This window comes from Achromobacter pulmonis (assembly GCF_902859765.1).
Taxonomy (GTDB): Bacteria; Pseudomonadota; Gammaproteobacteria; order Burkholderiales; family Burkholderiaceae_B; genus Achromobacter; species Achromobacter pulmonis.
The window spans coordinates 181459-196775 of the sequence record NZ_CADIJV010000004.1 but is presented as its reverse complement, the minus strand read 5'-3'; the positions used below and the strand labels follow the sequence as shown (position 1 = coordinate 196775).

At 68.2% G+C, this 15317-nt stretch carries 14 protein-coding genes; 6 read left to right on the top strand and 8 right to left on the bottom strand.

Annotated features, from left to right (window positions below; translation table 11 throughout):
- Positions 1–3 precede the first annotated feature (3 nt).
- Positions 4–693: a GntR family transcriptional regulator gene (locus HV701_RS05890; protein WP_175132131.1), complete on the bottom strand. Its 690-nt coding sequence runs from the start codon at positions 691–693 to the stop codon at positions 4–6.
- A gap of 177 nt (positions 694–870) precedes the next feature.
- Here HV701_RS05890 and araD point away from each other — a divergent pair, with 177 nt between their 5' ends.
- The 3 genes from araD (at position 871) to HV701_RS05875 (ending at position 4419) form a co-directional block, all read left to right on the top strand.
- Positions 871–2601 carry an L-arabinonate dehydratase gene (gene araD, locus HV701_RS05885; RefSeq protein ID WP_175132130.1) on the top strand — a complete coding sequence of 577 codons (1731 nt, stop codon included), beginning with the start codon at positions 871–873 and terminating at the stop codon, positions 2599–2601.
- A 53-nt stretch (positions 2602–2654) separates the two neighbouring features.
- On the top strand, positions 2655–3365 hold the full coding sequence (locus HV701_RS05880; RefSeq protein WP_175132195.1) for a ribonuclease activity regulator RraA: 711 nt from the start codon (positions 2655–2657) through the stop codon (positions 3363–3365).
- 64 nt (positions 3366–3429) lie between these two features.
- On the top strand, positions 3430–4419 hold the full coding sequence (locus tag HV701_RS05875; protein WP_175132129.1) for a Bug family tripartite tricarboxylate transporter substrate binding protein: 990 nt from the start codon (positions 3430–3432) through the stop codon (positions 4417–4419).
- A gap of 109 nt (positions 4420–4528) precedes the next feature.
- Here the strand turns inward: HV701_RS05875 and HV701_RS05870 are convergent, their stop codons facing one another.
- Together HV701_RS05870 and HV701_RS05865 are read right to left on the bottom strand one after the other, a co-directional pair.
- Positions 4529–5515: a tripartite tricarboxylate transporter substrate binding protein gene (locus HV701_RS05870; RefSeq protein WP_175132128.1), complete on the bottom strand. Its 987-nt coding sequence runs from the start codon at positions 5513–5515 to the stop codon at positions 4529–4531.
- An 81-nt stretch (positions 5516–5596) separates the two neighbouring features.
- Positions 5597–6721, bottom strand: coding sequence for a muconate/chloromuconate family cycloisomerase (locus tag HV701_RS05865; protein WP_175132127.1), 1125 nt, complete (start codon positions 6719–6721; stop codon positions 5597–5599).
- A gap of 107 nt (positions 6722–6828) precedes the next feature.
- Here HV701_RS05865 and HV701_RS05860 point away from each other — a divergent pair, with 107 nt between their 5' ends.
- The gene (locus HV701_RS05860) at positions 6829–7713 is read left to right on the top strand and encodes a LysR family transcriptional regulator (RefSeq protein ID WP_175132126.1); all 885 of its coding nucleotides are present in this window, start codon (positions 6829–6831) and stop codon (positions 7711–7713) included.
- A gap of 76 nt (positions 7714–7789) precedes the next feature.
- Here the strand turns inward: HV701_RS05860 and HV701_RS05855 are convergent, their stop codons facing one another.
- On the bottom strand, positions 7790–8965 hold the full coding sequence (locus HV701_RS05855) for a hypothetical protein (RefSeq protein WP_175132125.1): 1176 nt from the start codon (positions 8963–8965) through the stop codon (positions 7790–7792).
- 224 nt (positions 8966–9189) lie between these two features.
- Entirely contained in the window at positions 9190–10128 is a 939-nt protein-coding gene (locus tag HV701_RS05850) for a LysR family transcriptional regulator (RefSeq protein ID WP_175132124.1), read from the bottom strand.
- Positions 10129–10267: 139 nt separating this feature from the next.
- Here HV701_RS05850 and HV701_RS05845 point away from each other — a divergent pair, with 139 nt between their 5' ends.
- The gene (locus HV701_RS05845; RefSeq protein WP_175132123.1) at positions 10268–10666 is read left to right on the top strand and encodes a RidA family protein; all 399 of its coding nucleotides are present in this window, start codon (positions 10268–10270) and stop codon (positions 10664–10666) included.
- A 104-nt stretch (positions 10667–10770) separates the two neighbouring features.
- Here the strand turns inward: HV701_RS05845 and HV701_RS05840 are convergent, their stop codons facing one another.
- Complete coding sequence (locus HV701_RS05840; RefSeq protein ID WP_175132122.1) at positions 10771–12324, bottom strand: hypothetical protein; 1554 nt, start codon at positions 12322–12324, stop codon at positions 10771–10773.
- A gap of 233 nt (positions 12325–12557) precedes the next feature.
- A complete protein-coding gene (locus HV701_RS05835; RefSeq protein ID WP_175132121.1) occupies positions 12558–13124 on the bottom strand; it encodes a hypothetical protein in 567 nt (188 codons plus the stop codon).
- Between the two features lie 307 nt (positions 13125–13431).
- Here HV701_RS05835 and HV701_RS05830 point away from each other — a divergent pair, with 307 nt between their 5' ends.
- Positions 13432–14265 carry a DUF4189 domain-containing protein gene (locus tag HV701_RS05830; RefSeq protein WP_175132120.1) on the top strand — a complete coding sequence of 278 codons (834 nt, stop codon included), beginning with the start codon at positions 13432–13434 and terminating at the stop codon, positions 14263–14265.
- 81 nt (positions 14266–14346) lie between these two features.
- On the opposite strand, the gene HV701_RS05825 is transcribed toward HV701_RS05830, so the two are convergent.
- Entirely contained in the window at positions 14347–15273 is a 927-nt protein-coding gene (locus tag HV701_RS05825; RefSeq protein WP_175132119.1) for a DMT family transporter, read from the bottom strand.
- Positions 15274–15317 lie beyond the last annotated feature (44 nt).

The following is a 15317-nucleotide window of genomic DNA, read 5'->3' as shown; positions in this document are numbered from 1 at the left end:
GGCTCAATCGGCCAGCACGTAGTCCGGATAGCGTTTGCAGATGTCGGCCACCTGGTTGAGGGTGCCCGACAGGTGCTCGCGCAGGGCCTGCTGCGCGCGGGCGGCGTCGCCGGCCGCGATGGCATCCAGCACCCGCTGGTGGTCGTCCATGATGCGCGCGGCCTTGCCCGCCTCGGGCAGGTGCAGGCGGCGCAGGCGGTCGACGTGGCCGCTGTAGCGTTGCTCCATGTCCCACAGCGCGCTGACGCCAGCGGCCACGTGCATGTCGCGGTGGAAGGCCTGGTCGGCCGCCATGAACTGCGGGTATTCGCCGGCGGCGAGGCAGACGCGCTGGCGCTCGATGCTGGCCTGCAGCCGCTGGATCAATAGGGCGTCAGGCTTCTGCGCGAGCAGGTGCACGATTTCCAGCTCGATCGAGCGGCGCAGGAAATGCGCCTGGCGCGCCGCGGCGATGTCGATGCGGCTGACCACGGTGGTGTGCTGCGGATAGATCTCGACCAGCGCTTCTTCGGCCAGTTTCATGAGCGCGTCGCGGATCGGCGTCTGGCTTACGCCATAGGTCTCGGCCAGCGTCACCCGCGACAGCGGCGTGCCCGGCGCCAGATCCAGGGACATGATCTGGTCGCGCAGATGTTCGAAGACCTGCGGCGCCGCGTGGCGCGAACGGTCCAGTCTGAGCTTGGGGCTGGGCATCGGGGCGTGGTTCGGTAAGGGCTGGTGGTGGCGGAACGCCCCGGTACGGAGCGATCCTGGAAGCGGAGTGTAGCGGGTTTCCACCTAGCTGACGCACTAATGTATTAGTGTTTAAATGATCCCGTCAACGCATTCGTCTCTTTCACATTGCACCGCACCCAGGACCCGCACCCGCCTATGAAACGCACCTACGAAAGCCTGCGCAGCGCCGCCTGGATGGCCAAGGACGACCTGCGCTCGTTCGGCCATCGTTCCCGCATGATGCAGATGGGCTACGGCCCCGACGATTGGGCCGGCCGCCCCATCATCGCCATCATCAACACCTGGTCCGACCTGAACCCCTGTCACAGCCACTTCAAGCAGCGCGTCGAGGACGTCAAGCGCGGTGTGTTCCAGGCCGGCGGCTTTCCGGTGGAGCTGCCGGCCATTTCGGTGTCGGAATCGTTCGTCAAGCCCACCACCATGCTGTACCGGAACATGCTGGCGATGGAGGCCGAGGAACTGCTGCGCAGCCACCCGGTGGACGGCGCGGTGCTGCTGGGCGGCTGCGACAAGACCACGCCGGGTCTGCTGATGGGCGCCATCAGCGCCGGGCTGCCCTGTGTCTACGTGCCCGCCGGCCCGATGCTGCGCGGCAACTGGAAGGGCAAGATCCTCGGCTCCGGCTCGGACGCCTGGAAGCTGTGGGACGAGCGCCGCGCCGGCAAGATCACGCAGGAACAATGGACCGAGGTCGAAGGCGGCATCGCCCGCAGCTACGGCACCTGCATGACCATGGGCACGGCCAGCACCATGACCGCCATCGCCGAGGCCATCGGCATGACGCTGCCGGGCGCCTCGTCGATTCCGGCGGCCGACGTCAACCACATGCGCATGTCGGCCGACTGCGGCCGCCGCGTGGTCGAGATGGTCTGGGACGACCTGACGCCGCAGCGCATCCTGAGCCCGGCCTCGTTCCACAACGCCATCAACGTGGCCATGGCCATGGGCTGCTCCACGAACGCCATCATCCATCTGGTGGCTATGTCGCGTCGCGCCGGCCACCCGGTCGGCCTGGACGACTTCGACGCCGCCAGCCGCAAGGTGCCGGTCATCGCCAACATCCGGCCCAGCGGCGACAAGTACCTGATGGAAGACTTCTTCTACGCCGGCGGCCTGCCGGCGCTGATGTCGCGCCTGGAAGGCCATCTGGACCTGTCGGCCATGACCGTCACCGGCAAGACGCTGGGCGAGAACATCGCCGGCGCCGAGGTCTACAACGACGACGTCATCCGCAAGGTGGAAACCGCCATCTACGACGAGGGCGCGCTGGCGGTGCTGCGCGGCAACATCGCGCCGGACGGCTGTGTCATCAAGCCCAGCGCCTGCGCGCCGCAATTCCTGAGGCACACCGGCCCGGCGCTGGTGTTCGACGACTATCCCAGCATGAAGGCCGCGGTCGACGACGAGAACCTGGACGTCACCGCCGATCACATCATGATCCTGCGCAACGCCGGCCCGCAGGGCGGCCCCGGCATGCCGGAATGGGGCATGCTGCCGATCCCCACCAAGCTGGTCAAGCAGGGCGTGCGCGACATGCTGCGCCTGTCCGACGCCCGCATGAGCGGCACCAGCTACGGCGCCTGCATTCTGCACGCCGCGCCCGAGGCCTATATCGGCGGCCCGCTGGCGCTGGTCAAGACCGGCGACCTGATCACCGTCGACGTGCCGGCCCGCACCATCCACCTGAACGTCAGCGATGAGGAACTGGCCGCGCGCCGCGCCGCCTGGACGCCGCCGCCCAAGCGCTACGAGCGCGGCTACGGCTGGATGTACTCGCAGCACATCCTGCAGGCCAATGACGGTTGCGACTTCGACTTCCTCGAAACCGGCTTCGGCGCGCCGGTGCCGGAACCGGAAATCTTCTGAACCCGACGCTTGCGTCCCTATCCTGACGACCCCTGGAGCTTTCCGTGTCCGACATGAATCCCGCCACCCGCGCCAAGCTGGCCGACATCAGTACCGCCACGCTGTGCACCGCCTTGTTCAAGCGCGGCCTGCGCAACCAGTTCATCCAGGACGTGCGGCCGCTGAACGCCACGCTGCCCAACATGGTGGGTCCGGCCTTCACGCTGCGCTACATCCCGGCGCGCGATGACCTGAACACCATCAAGGTATTCGAGGACCGCGCCCACCCGCAGCGCGCCGCGGTCGAGACCTGCCCGCCGGGCGCGGTGCTGGTGATGGACAGCCGCAAGGACCCGCGCGCCGCCTCGGCCGGCTCGATCCTGGTGACCAGCCTGATGCAGCGCGGCGTGGCCGGCGTGGTCACCGACGGCGGTTTCCGCGATTCGCCCGAGATCGCCGAACTCGGCTATCCCGCCTACCACAACCGGCCGTCGGCGCCGACCAACCTGACGCTGCACCAGGCGCTGGACATCAACGCGCCGATCGGCTGCGGCGACGTGGCCGTGTTCCCCGGCGACATCATCGTGGGCGACCGCGAGGGCGTGGTGGTGATCCCGGCGCACCTGGCCGACGAGATCGCGGACGAAGCGGTCGAGATGACCGCCTTCGAGGACTTCGTCACCAGCCAGGTGCGGCAGGGCGCGTCGATCCTGGGCCTGTATCCGCCCACCGACCCGGCCAGCAAGGACAAGTTCGCCGCCTGGCGCAAAGAACAGGGCCGTTGAGCCCTGGCGCCGGCCATCCGGCCGGCGACCCATGCCGATAAAACAAAGAGGGCAGGAGACAAGCATGAACACACAACGTCGCAGCGCGCTGGCCGCGCTGCTGGCAGGACCGCTGCTGGGCACCTGGGCAATGGCGGCCACGGCCGCCGATTGGCCCGCGCAAAAGCCGATTTCCTACGTGGTGCCGTTCACCGTCGGCGGCTCGACCGACGTGGTCGGCCGCATGCTGGCGCAGAAACTGGGCGAGCGGCTGCACCAGAACGTCATCGTCGAGAACAAGCCGGGCGCGGCCGGCGGCATCGGCGCGACCTACGTGGCCAAGGCCGCGCCCGACGGCTACACGCTGTTCGGCGGCACCATCAGCACCCACGCCATCAACGCCAGCCTCTACAAGAACCTGAAGTACGACCCGGTCAAGGACTTCGAGCCGGTGTCGCTGATCGCCTACCTGCCCAATGTGCTGCTGGTCGATCCGAACCTGGGCGTGAACTCGGTGGCCGACCTGATTGCGCTGCTCAAGAAGGACCCGTCCAAGCGCACCTTTGCCTCGTCCGGCGCCGGCACGTCCACGCACCTGGCCGGCGAGTTGTTTTCCAGCATGATCGGGGTGCCGCTGACGCACGTGCCGTACAAGGGCACGCCGCCGGCCATGGTGGATGTGTCCTCGGGCGCGGTGACGTTCATGTTCGACCAGATGACCGCCGCCTTGCCGCTGTTGCAGAGCGGCAAGCTCAAGCTGCTGGCCGTCACCACCAAGGACCGCATCGCGCTGGCGCCGGACGTGCCGACCATGCAGGAGGCCGGCGTGCCGGGCTTTCAGATGGCGTCGTGGCAGGCGGTGTACGCGCCTAAGGGCACGCCCCGGCCGATCCTGGACAAGCTTGCCGCCGAGATCGCGGTGATCCTGAAGGAACCCGATGTGCGGGAAAAGCTCGGCAAGACCATGGGCATGGAACTGGTCGGCAGCACGCCGGACCAACTGCGCGCCCTGATGGCCACCGAGATCCCGCGCTGGGCCGAGGTGGTGAAGAAGTCGGGGGCGACGGTGGAGTGATGGCCGCGCATGGGCGCAAGCCCGCGGCGCATCATGCAAGACCTGATTGCCACCCCGGCCCTGGGCCGGGGTTTCCGATTGTGCGGGTCCGACCGGACCCGCCACGGACTCAGTTGATCTTGATGTTGCGTTCCTTCACCAACACCTTCCACTGCGCGGTTTCCTTGGCCAGGTAGTCACGCAGCTCGTCGGGCGTGCCGCCGATGGATTCGGCGCCGATCGACGCCAGCGTCGCCTTGACCTTGGGTTCGTTCAAGGCCTCGCGCATGGCGGTGTTGAGCTTGGCCACCACCTCGGGCGGCGTGCCGGCCGGCGCGAAAGCGGCGAACCAGGGCATCAGTTCGTAGCCGGGCAGGCCGCTTTCCGCCACGGTGGGCACGTCGGGCAGCGCGGCCGAGCGCTTGGCGGTGGTCACCGCCAGCGCGCGCAGCTTGCCGGCTTCGATGTGCGGCTTGGCCGAGGTGATGCTGTCGAACATGTAGTCCACTTGTCCGCCCAGCAGATCGGCGATGGCCGGGCCGCTGCCCTTGTACGGCACGTGCAGCATGTCGATCTTGGCCATCGACACGAACAGCTCGCCGGCCAGGTGGATCGAAGTGCCGACGCCGGCCGAGGCATAGGTGTAGTGATTGGGCTGCGCCTTGGCCTTGGCGATCACCTCGTTGACGCTCTTGACATCATTGCGCGCCGGGTTGGTGACCAGCACGTTCGGCACCACCGCCAGCAGCGAGATGGGCGCGAAATCCTTGATCGGATCGTAGTTCAGGTCGGCGTACAACGCCGGGTTGACCGCCATGCCGTTGGCCACGATCAGGATCGTGTAGCCGTCGGGCTTGGCGCGCGCCACGCTGGCCGCGCCGATATTGCCGCCCGCGCCGGCGCGGTTCTCGATGATGAACGACGTATTGAGCTGCTTGCCCATGGATTCGCCCAGGGTGCGGGCGATGCTGTCCATGGCGCCGCCCGGCGGGAACGGCACGATCCATTTGACCGGGCGGTCGGGGTAGCCCTCGGCCAGGGCGGTGCCGGCGGCGCCGAGCAGGGCCAGGCCCATGCAGGCCCGGGCGAGGTGTTTGAAGGCGTAGCGCAAAGCCATAGCGTGTCTCCGTGTGCTTGAATTATTCTGTCCGCGCGCCGGTGCGGGGCGGCGCGCGGGACCAACGTGGGGCAGGGCGCGTCAGCGGTCCCTGCGGTAGAAAGCCAGTTTGTCTTCGTCCAGCACCAGGCCCAGGCCGGGGCCGGTGGGGATCTCCATTTCGAAATCGCGGTAGCGCGGCGCGCTGGCGACGATGTCGTCCTTGAGCAGCAGCGGGCCGAACAGCTCGGTGCCCCACGACAGCCGCGGCAGGCAGGCAAACCCGTGGGCCGAGGCGATCGAGCCGATCGAGCCTTCCAGCATGGTGCCGCCATACAGCGACAGGCCGGCGGCATCGCCCACCGCCGCGGTGCGCAGCATTTCATGGATGCCGCCGGACTTGGCGATCTTCAGCGCCAGCACGTCGGCCGCGCCCTGGCGCGCGATGGCAAGCGCGTCCTCGGGGCCGTTGACGGCTTCGTCGGCCATGATGGGCACCACGAAGCGCGCCGCCAGCCGCGCCATGCCGGCCAGGTTGGCGCGCGGGATCGGCTGTTCGATCAGGTCGACGCCGGCCGCTTCCAGGCGCGCGATGGCGCCGGCCGCATCGGCCTCGTTCCAGGCCTGGTTCACGTCCACCGTGACGCGGGCGCGGTCACCCAGCGCCTGCTTGATGCGCGACACGTGGGCCACATCGTCGGCCACCGCGCGGCGGCCGACCTTGAGCTTGAAGGTGTTGTGGCGGCGGCTCGCGAGCAGCGCTTCGGCTTCCTCGATATCGCGCGCGGTGTCGCCGCTGGCCAGGGTCCACAGCACCGGCAGGCGATCGCGCACGGCGCCGCCCAGCAGGGTCGAAACCGACACGCCCAGGCGCTTGCCCTGGGCATCGAGCAGCGCGCTCTCCAGCGCCGACTTGGCGAACCGGTTGCCGCGCGCCACGCTTTCCAGGCGCCGCATCGCGGCGTGAATGTTGCTGGCGTCCAGGCCGGCCAGGGCCGGCGCCAGATAGGTGTCGATGGCCAGCTTGATGCCTTCCGGACTTTCCTCGCCATACGACAGGCCGCCGATGGTGGTGGCTTCGCCGATGCCTTCGATGCCGTCGCTGCAGCGCAGGCGCACGATCACCAGCGTCTGGCGCTGCATCACCGCCATGGCCAACTGGTGGGCGCGGATGGTCGGCAGATCCACCAGGATCGCTTCGACCGCGTTTATCGTTACCGGATTCATACTTTCCAAGGCAGGTTGATCAGATAAGGCGCAGTATCGCTTGCTAAAAGTCCTTAAGTCCAAGACTATATGAGTCTATATTGATACCTTTTGGGTCCGAATAGATCATGGAATTGCGGCATCTGCGATATTTCCAGGCGGTGGCGCGCGAAGGCAGTTTCACCCGCGCAGCCGAGGCGCTGCACATGGCCCAGCCGCCGCTGAGCCGCCAGATCCGCCAGATGGAAGAAGAACTGGGCGTGGCGCTATTCGAGCGCACGACCCGGGCCCTGCGCCTGACCGAAGCGGGGCGCTTTCTGCTGGAGCAATCGCTGTCGCTGACGGCGCGCCTGGACGAAGTGCTGGCAGGCACCCGGCGCCTGGGACAGGCGCGGCGCCGCTGGTTCGGTATCGGCTTCGTGCCGTCGACCCTGTACGGTTTCGTGCCCGAACTGATCCGGCAACTGCGGGGCGCGGACGAAAAGGTCGAGGTCGGCCTGGCCGAGATGACCACGTTGCCGCAACTGGAGGCGCTCAAGGCCGGCCGCATCGACCTGGGCATCGGCCGCATCCTGCTGGACGATCCCGCGATCGAGCGCCGCGTGCTGATGACCGAGCCGCTGATGGCGGCGGTGCCGCGGCATCATCCGCTGGCCGCTTGCGCCAGCGTCTCGGTCGACCGGCTGGCGCGCGAGCCGTTCCTACTGTATCCGGCGCGGCCGCGGCCCAATTTCGCCGATCACGTGCTGGACCTGTTCCGCGCCGCCGGCCACGCGCCGAAGGTGGTCCAGGAAGCCAACGAATTGCAGACCGCGATCGGTCTGGTCGCGGCCGGACTGGGGGTGACGGTGGTGCCGGCCTCGGTACAGCGCTTGCAGCGGCGCGACGTGGTCCACGTGCGGATCGACGCGGCCACGTTCGTGTCGCCGGTGATCGCCAGCTATCGCAAGGACGATGGCTCGCCCTTTCTGGCGCGGGCGCTGGCCCTGGCGGCGCGCCTGGCGCAGGCATGACCAGGTATGGACGCGCGCGATCGCGCGCCGCACGCTGCCGGTCGTGTCGACGCGCCGCCGGCTCGCGCCGGGATGCCTAGGCGGCGCGGGCGCCCGCGGCGGCGGGGAAATCGGGCAACGCGATATCGCTATGGCCGGCCCGGACCCAGCGCACCCGCTCGCGCGTGGCATCGATGCAGCCCCCTTCGGCGTAGACGCCCTGGGGGTCGCGGATCCGCATCATGCGCGCCAGGATGTCGGCGCAGGCCGCCGGGTCGGCCAGGGTCTGCTGCATGCGGTCCTTGACGATGGCTTCGTCGATGTAGCGCTTGCCGGCGGCGTCGGTGCGCAGGCCGTGGCGCCAGTGGTAGATCTCGACGCACTTGGCGGTCAGCGTGTAGGGCGCGCCGCGTTCCCAGAAATTGTTGAACAGGCCGCCGCCCAGGTAGAACACCCATGAGCCCTCGTAACCTTCCACATCCGAAGACGCGGCATCGGGGTTGCGGAACCAGAGCCGGTCGCCCGGCACGTAGAAGCGTTGCGGCAGCGGCGCCGCCAGCGTGCCGTACTCCCGCAGGAACGTGTCGTGGAAGCTGCCGGACATGACCGCGCGCGTTTCCCACTGGCGTTGCAGCCGCTCGCCCAGCTCGGGATTGGCCTCGCGCAGCTCCTGGGCAATGCCGAGCACGGTGACGTATTCGGTGGCGCGGTAGCAGGAAAACGCATACAGCTGGCCGGACGCCTCGGGTTGCGTGGCCTTGCGCAGGCCGTCGATCAGCGAGCGTCCCGGCAGTATGGTGAAGCCGCGCGCCTCGTCGTAGGTCCAGTAGTCCTCGGGGCGTTCGGCATGCTCGGTGTCGAAGGCCAGCGCCGTCTTGCCGGCCGCGCGCACGATATAGCGGCGGATGCGCACGGCCGATTCCAGCTCCGCGACCGAGGGAAAGTCGAACGCCACCGGGCTGGCCAGCATCGCCAGCATGATTTCGCGATCGAGGTCGGCGTCGTCCGCGTCGGTGCGCAGGCTCAGCGCCCGCGCCACGCCGGTGGTGTCGTGCTCGGGCAGGTAGCTGGCGGCGAAACCGGGGGTGAGGGCGGCGTGGATGAACGGCGCGGCCTCGCCGCGAACCTCGCAATGGGCGGCGGTGCGCAAGCCCAGGTCGGCCAGCAGGCGCTGCGCGGCCTCCAGCGCGACGGCCGTCCCGGCCGGATCGGGGCTAGCGATGAGGACCCCGCCTGGGTCGGGATGCGGCGGCGATTGCAGGGTAGACGGCATGGGAGGCGAACCGGAAAGCGGCGGACCCGATTACGAGGGTTGCCAGCCGGGAGAGGGCCTTTCGGCCGCAAGCGGACATGGACAACGGTTTCCCTGCCGGGTCTGCGCGGGGGGGCAGGGAAATGCCACGAAGGCGGGGTCGATTGTAGGGGCGCGGCCTTAATATCCGCTTTAATTTTTCGTGTCCGGGGCGCGTGGCGCACGGCCGCCGCCGGCCCCGGGGGTCAGGCCGGGACGCCGCCAGGGGGCGGCATGGCTACCGGCGCATGCCGCGCCATCAGTTCCACCACCCAGTCGATGAATACCCGCAGCTTGGCGCTGACGTGACGGTTGGGCGGGTAGGCGAGGTACAGGGGCATGGCATCGAGCTGCCAGTCCTCGAACAGCGGCACCAGTTCGCCGCGCTCGGCGTGTTCACGCGCCATGTAGTCCGGCAGCCACAGCACCCCCATGCCGGCCAGCCCCGCGGCCAGATAGGCGTTGCCGTCATCCATTGCCACCACGTAGCGGCCGTGCACGTGCAGGTTCTCGTCGCCGCGCCGCATGGCGTAGGGCAGCGGCTTGCCGCTGCGCGACCAGAGAAAGCCGACGATGCGGTGGTGGCTGTCTTCCAGGTCGCGCGGATGATCGGGCGCGCCGGCGCGCCGCAGATAGGCGGGCGCGGCGTAGACGCGCAATTGCAGGTCGCCGACGCGGCGCGCCACCAGCGACTGGTCGGTCAGTTCGCCGCCGCGCACCACGCAATCGACGGTCTCGCCGATCACATCGACGATGCGGTCGCTGACGCCCATGTCGAGCTGAATGTCCGGGTAGCGCGCATGGAAGGCGGGCAGGGCGGGCACCAGGATCATGCGCGCCAGCGGGCTGGGCACGTCGACCCGCAGCCGGCCGCGCGGCGCGGCGGCGGCGCCGGACAGGCTGGTCTCGGCGTCATCCATGTCGGCCAGCAGGCGCAGCACGCGTTCGTAGTAGACCGCGCCGTCGGCGGTGACATTGACCTTGCGGGTGGTGCGGTTGAGCAACCGCACCCGCAGCCGGGCCTCAAGCTGCTGCACCAGTTGGGTGACGCTGGTCTTGCTCATGTGCAGGGTCTCGGCCGCCTTGGTGAAACTGCCGGTCTCCACCACGCGGGCAAAGGCCTGCATCGCATCGAAACGGTCCATCGCGCCACTCCGGGAATCTGGGGATTGTTTGCATTCTACAAACAGTGAAGGACAGGCTTGCCCGTTTATCGCCGTCGCCCGCGTCCGTAAAGTGCCTGCATGATCAATGCGGGCCAGGGCCCGCCGCAGGAGTAGGAAGATGGCAACACGTGATGTGGTTTTCCCGGCCGGGCGCCAGGCGCTGTACGCGCGCAACCGCTATTCGCCGGCGATCCGTTCCAACGGTTTCCTGTTCGTCTCGGGCCAGGTGGGCAGCCGCGAAGATGGCTCGCCCGAGCCGCAACTGGAGGCCCAGGTGCGGCAGGCGTTCGACAACCTGAATGCGATCCTCGAGGCGGCCGGCGCCAGCTTCGCGGACGTGGTCGACGTGACCGTGTTCATGGTGGACCCGGCCGCGAAATTCGAGGCCATCTGGAAGGTGGTGCCGCAATACTGGGGCCAGGCGCCGCACCCGACACTGACGGCGGTGGGCGTGACCTGGCTGTATGGCTTCGATTTCGAGATCAAGGTGATCGCGAAACTGCCGCAAGGCACTTGACTGCAGCCAGAACGACGGGGCCTGCCGTGCGGTGGGGGGGGGGGCGATCATGCATCGCCGCCTGCCGCCGGACAGGCCCCGTCGGGGTTTGCCGGGGTGCCGGATCAGCCGCGCAGGCGCGCCACGGCTTGCGCCAGGTTTTCCTGCTTGCGGATCAGGGCGGCCTCGACCTGGTCGCGCGGCGTGGCGGTGTCCTGCAGCGGCGCCTTCAGGTCGGCGGCGCGCAGCAGGGTCATCAGGTTCTGCGTGCGCGTCTGGGTGATGGGCGTGATGCTGCTCTGGTCGACCAGCTTGCCCTTGACGAACTTGCTCACCAGGGTCGACATCGTGCTGGATTCGGTGAACGAGGCCTTGGCCAGTTCGCCGTCTTCGTAGGCGATGTCGGTCTGGTTGCTGCTGGTGTCGCGGATCTGGTGAAAGGCGTAGTTCTGCGTCTTGGGGTCAGCGGTCAGGTTCAACTGCTGGCCGGGCGTGAGCGCGCGATGGTAGCTGGCCGCCAGGGACGATTGCTGTTGCTGCGAGATCGCCAGGTCCAGGCGCGGGCTGCCGCTGCTGCGGGTGTTCTGCGAGGTCTCGTACGAGAAGCTGTCGAGTTCGCGCGGCTGCAGCGGGTTGGAGGCGATCGGCGTCTGGTTGATCGAGGCCGAGAAGTCGGCCAGGCCGGACAGCATCGTGCGATGCACGTCGGCGGGCAGGCCCAGTCGCGTGGTGGCCGTGCCTTGCGGCGCCCAGTCGCCATAGCTCTTGTGCAGGTCGGCAAAGCCCGACTTGAACAGGGCCATCAGGTTGGCATCGCCTTCGCCGCGCTTCTGGGCGCTGTCGAAGCGGGACAGGTAGTTGGCGATGGCGGCCGATTGCTGCTGGGCGCTGCCGAACTGGCCGGGGTTGCTGGCGTCGACGCTGATCTGCGCGGAACCGGCCACCGTCTTGACGCTCAGCGAACGCTGGCCGGCATCGGCCTGGAAATCGAAGCTGACGCGGTCGGGGCCTTCGGCGCCCACCGTGGCTTGCAGCGACACCGACGACAGCACGCTGCCGTCGAACCTGGCCAGCGCGCCCAGCGCCAGCTTGGGTGGCACGGCCGACAGGCCGTCGACGGCTTCCTGGAACGACTTGGACAGGCCCGCGATGGCGTTGCGTTCCTGTTCGGTGAGCCTGGCGTCGCCCACGTCGATCTGCACGCCCAGGCCCTTTTCGTTGCTTTCCAGCGTGACGGTGACCTTGGCGCCGCTGGCGGTGGTGACGCGCAGCGACACCGAGTTGTCGGCCTGCGCCGGGCCCTGGGCCGCGGCGACGCCATCGATGGCTGTGCTGGCGCCGGCGCGCGCAAGCGACAGCGAATAGTTGCCGCCATCGGCCTGCAGGCGGCCCAGCAACGCAGCCGCCAGGCCCTTGAACTGACCGGTCAGCGACGAGGCGCGGATGTTGTCGGACATCAGCGACGACAGCGCGTCGGGTTCCTGCGCCTGTCCGGCGGCGTTGGCCGCGATCGTGTCGGGGGAGTAGGTCAGCACGTTGGCCGTCTGCTGGCCCAGCGTCACCGAGGTGGAGGCCGGGATGTCGGGGCTGCGGTTGACGGTGGCGACGGGGGACACGCCTGATGCCGGCGTCCGCGGGGCGATGACGAGCGGCGGCGTGTAGGCGGAAATCGTGGTCATGTCTGCGTATTCCTGGCGGGCAATCACTGCCCATGAGGCTTGCCGGGGAAGTATCAGACCGGTAACGGCAGGCGCGGCCGGAAACTTAATCGCGCGCCCATTAATTTCGCCATCTTTTCAGAATATCGATTCGCCTTTTCGACAGTATTGGCGCATCGAAAAAACAATGTCGACAAACCCGCCGGAATAATCCTTGCGTGGCCCGGCGCGGTTTACGCGACGAGGTCCGCGCCTTATTTCACGACATAATTCTTCGCTTCGTTTTCGCCGGCCCATTTACGCAACGCGGCGATGAATTCCGGGCAGACGTTGCCATCGACGGTGGCGTCGACGATGACGCTGTCCTGCATGCGCATCAGCACCTTGCATTCATAGACCCGCGTGCGGTTCTGGTAGTAACCGGAGCTGCTCTGCTGGAATACCGGTGTCGCGGCGCTGCCGCGGGTGGCCGGGATCATGCCGACCACCTGCTGGCTGGTGCCGGTCGTCACCCATTCCTGATAAGGCGCCGCCTGGTAATCGGACCACTCCAATTCCAGGGTGTTGCCGACGGCGCGCTTCCTTGAGGGTTCGCCCAGCGCGGCAATGGCATCGTTGATCGAGCGGCCCTGCATGTTGCGGGCCACATTGACGCTGGGGGAGAACGACAGGCCTTCCGAAAAGACCCGGCTCAAGGATGGCAGGGAAGAGCTGCCGCCAGTGGGCATCGGCGCACAGCCGGCCAGGCTGGCGGCGGCGATCAGGCTGCTCGCCAGGCGCAGCGGCAGGCGGCGGAGGGAAGGGGGCGCGAGGAACGTCATGGCTTGCGGTCGGTGCTCCGTGGCGGCCAGGCGGGACGGCGGCGATCTTGGTCCGGGCGCGCCAGGCGTTTTGTTTCTCTTCGTGACAGCGCAGGCCAACTTGGCCTGCGGCGGACGGCTGATTGCCGATTGACAGCCTGCTTGCGCAAGGTCCGCCATTTTTACCGGAAAATGGGGCCGGCATCCTGCCGCCAACCGTGAAATTTGTTACGCAATATGCCTGGCCGATTCCCGGAAAGGGGACGGACCTGCCAGGCGCTTTGCTAAGATCGGTGCCGCTGAATTCCTCTCGATCTGGAACCCGACGATGATATTTGCCCGCTTTTCCCGGATGATCCGCGCGGCGCTCGGCGCGCTGGCACTGGCGGCAAGCCTGTTCGCGCCGCAGGCTCACGCCGATGCGCTGTATGGCGGCATCGCGACGGACGGCAAACACGCCAGGATCTATTGGGCGCTGCCGGAAGATTCCTCCAAGGCGGCCGCGTCGGCGGCGTTGGCCGAGTGCCGCCGGGGCGGCGGCAAGGACTGCAAATCACTGAGCTGGTTTTCGGACAGTTGCATGACCTATGCCCGCAACACCTCCAACGACCTGTTCCCCGGCAACAGCGTGTCGCCGGAAATGGCGGCCAGGAAGGCGATCCGCCGCTGCACCGCCGGCAGCCCCGACGGCAAGTGCTGGCTGACCACGATGCCGTTATGCGTCGGGCCGGGCTATAGCGCCCAGGACCTGCAGGCGGCCAGGACCGCGACGCCAGCCGAGCTGGAAGCGCTGGCGGCCAGGCTGAACGATCGCGAGTATTGGGGCGCCGTCGCCGAAAAGGACTCGGGCGACCTGACGTATTCGGATGGCTACCCCAATGAAAAGGACGCCATCAACAAGTTGCTGGAATGGGAGGAGTGCAGCGGCTGCACCAAGGTGCTGACCTACCGCGACAGCTGCGTCGGCCTGGCCTGGCCCAAGGGCGTGAAAGGCCGCGGCACCAGCTATACCGCGCTCGATCCAGACCCGAAGACGGCGCGCGACGCGGCCCGCGACACCTGCAGCGCCAAGAGCGGCCGGCCCAATTGCGTGGCGATGGTGCGCTGCTCGGGCCGGCCCTACATCAGCGGCTATGCCGGCGAGGACGAAAAGGCCAATTGAGGCCGCAGCGGCGCCGGTCCGCCGGACCGCCCGGGAGGCGGACAGGCGTCTGCCGGTCCGGACCAGGAGCGGCAGGCCGCCCTATCTTTTCACCCCGGCGCGGGGCTGGCGCGAACCCCGGCCGCCGCCGCGTGCCTCGCGCAACGCGATATAGACGCCGCTGCCGGCGATGAACAGCGCGCCCAGGTACGCATAGGCGTCCGGCGCCTCGCGCCAGAAGATCCAGCCCAGCAGCGTGGCCCAGATCAGGCCGGTGTAGTCGAACGGCGCCACCACCGAAGCCGGCGCGATGCGAAAGCCCTGGGTGATCAGCGCCAGCCCCAGCGTGCTGAACAGCGCCACCGCGGCGAAATAGGGCAGGTCGGCGATGGCCGGCGTCTGCCAGACCCACGCCAGGGGCAAGGCGCTGCACGCCAATTGGCCGGCGACGATGTAGAACGTGGTGGTCAGCATGCCTTCGGCGCGGCTGATACTGCGCGCCGTGATCATCATGACGGCATACAGGAAGGCGGTGGTCAGCGGCAGCAGGGTGGCGGCCTGGAAGGCGTTGGTGCCGGGCCGCACGATGATCAGCACCCCCGCGAAGCCGGCCAGCACCGCCAGCCAGCGCCGGCCATCGACACGTTCCTTCAGGATCATCACGGACAGTGCCGTGACGAACAGGGGGGCGGCGAACGCGATGGCAGTGGCTTCGGCCAGCGGCAGCGCCCGCAATCCTAGATAGAAGAAACAGGCCGACACCACGTTGATGGCGCCGCGCGTCAGGTGCAGGCCGGGATGGGCCGTGCGCAGCACGCGCCGCCCGCCCAGCCAGAGCGCCAGCGCGGTGACGAACGGCAGGGCGATCAAGGCGCGCAGGAACAGGATCTGCAGCGGGTTGTAGGAGGCGCCCAGCCATTTGGCGTTGGCGTCGCTGAGCGTCAGAAAGAAGATGCCGCCGGCGACACAGGCAATGCCCGCGAAAGCGGAGCGGTCACGCACGGCAGGGAAAACGGTGGAAGACGACATCGGGGTCCAGCGGGAAAGGCGGCCGCGGCCGCCAGATGGGGGTA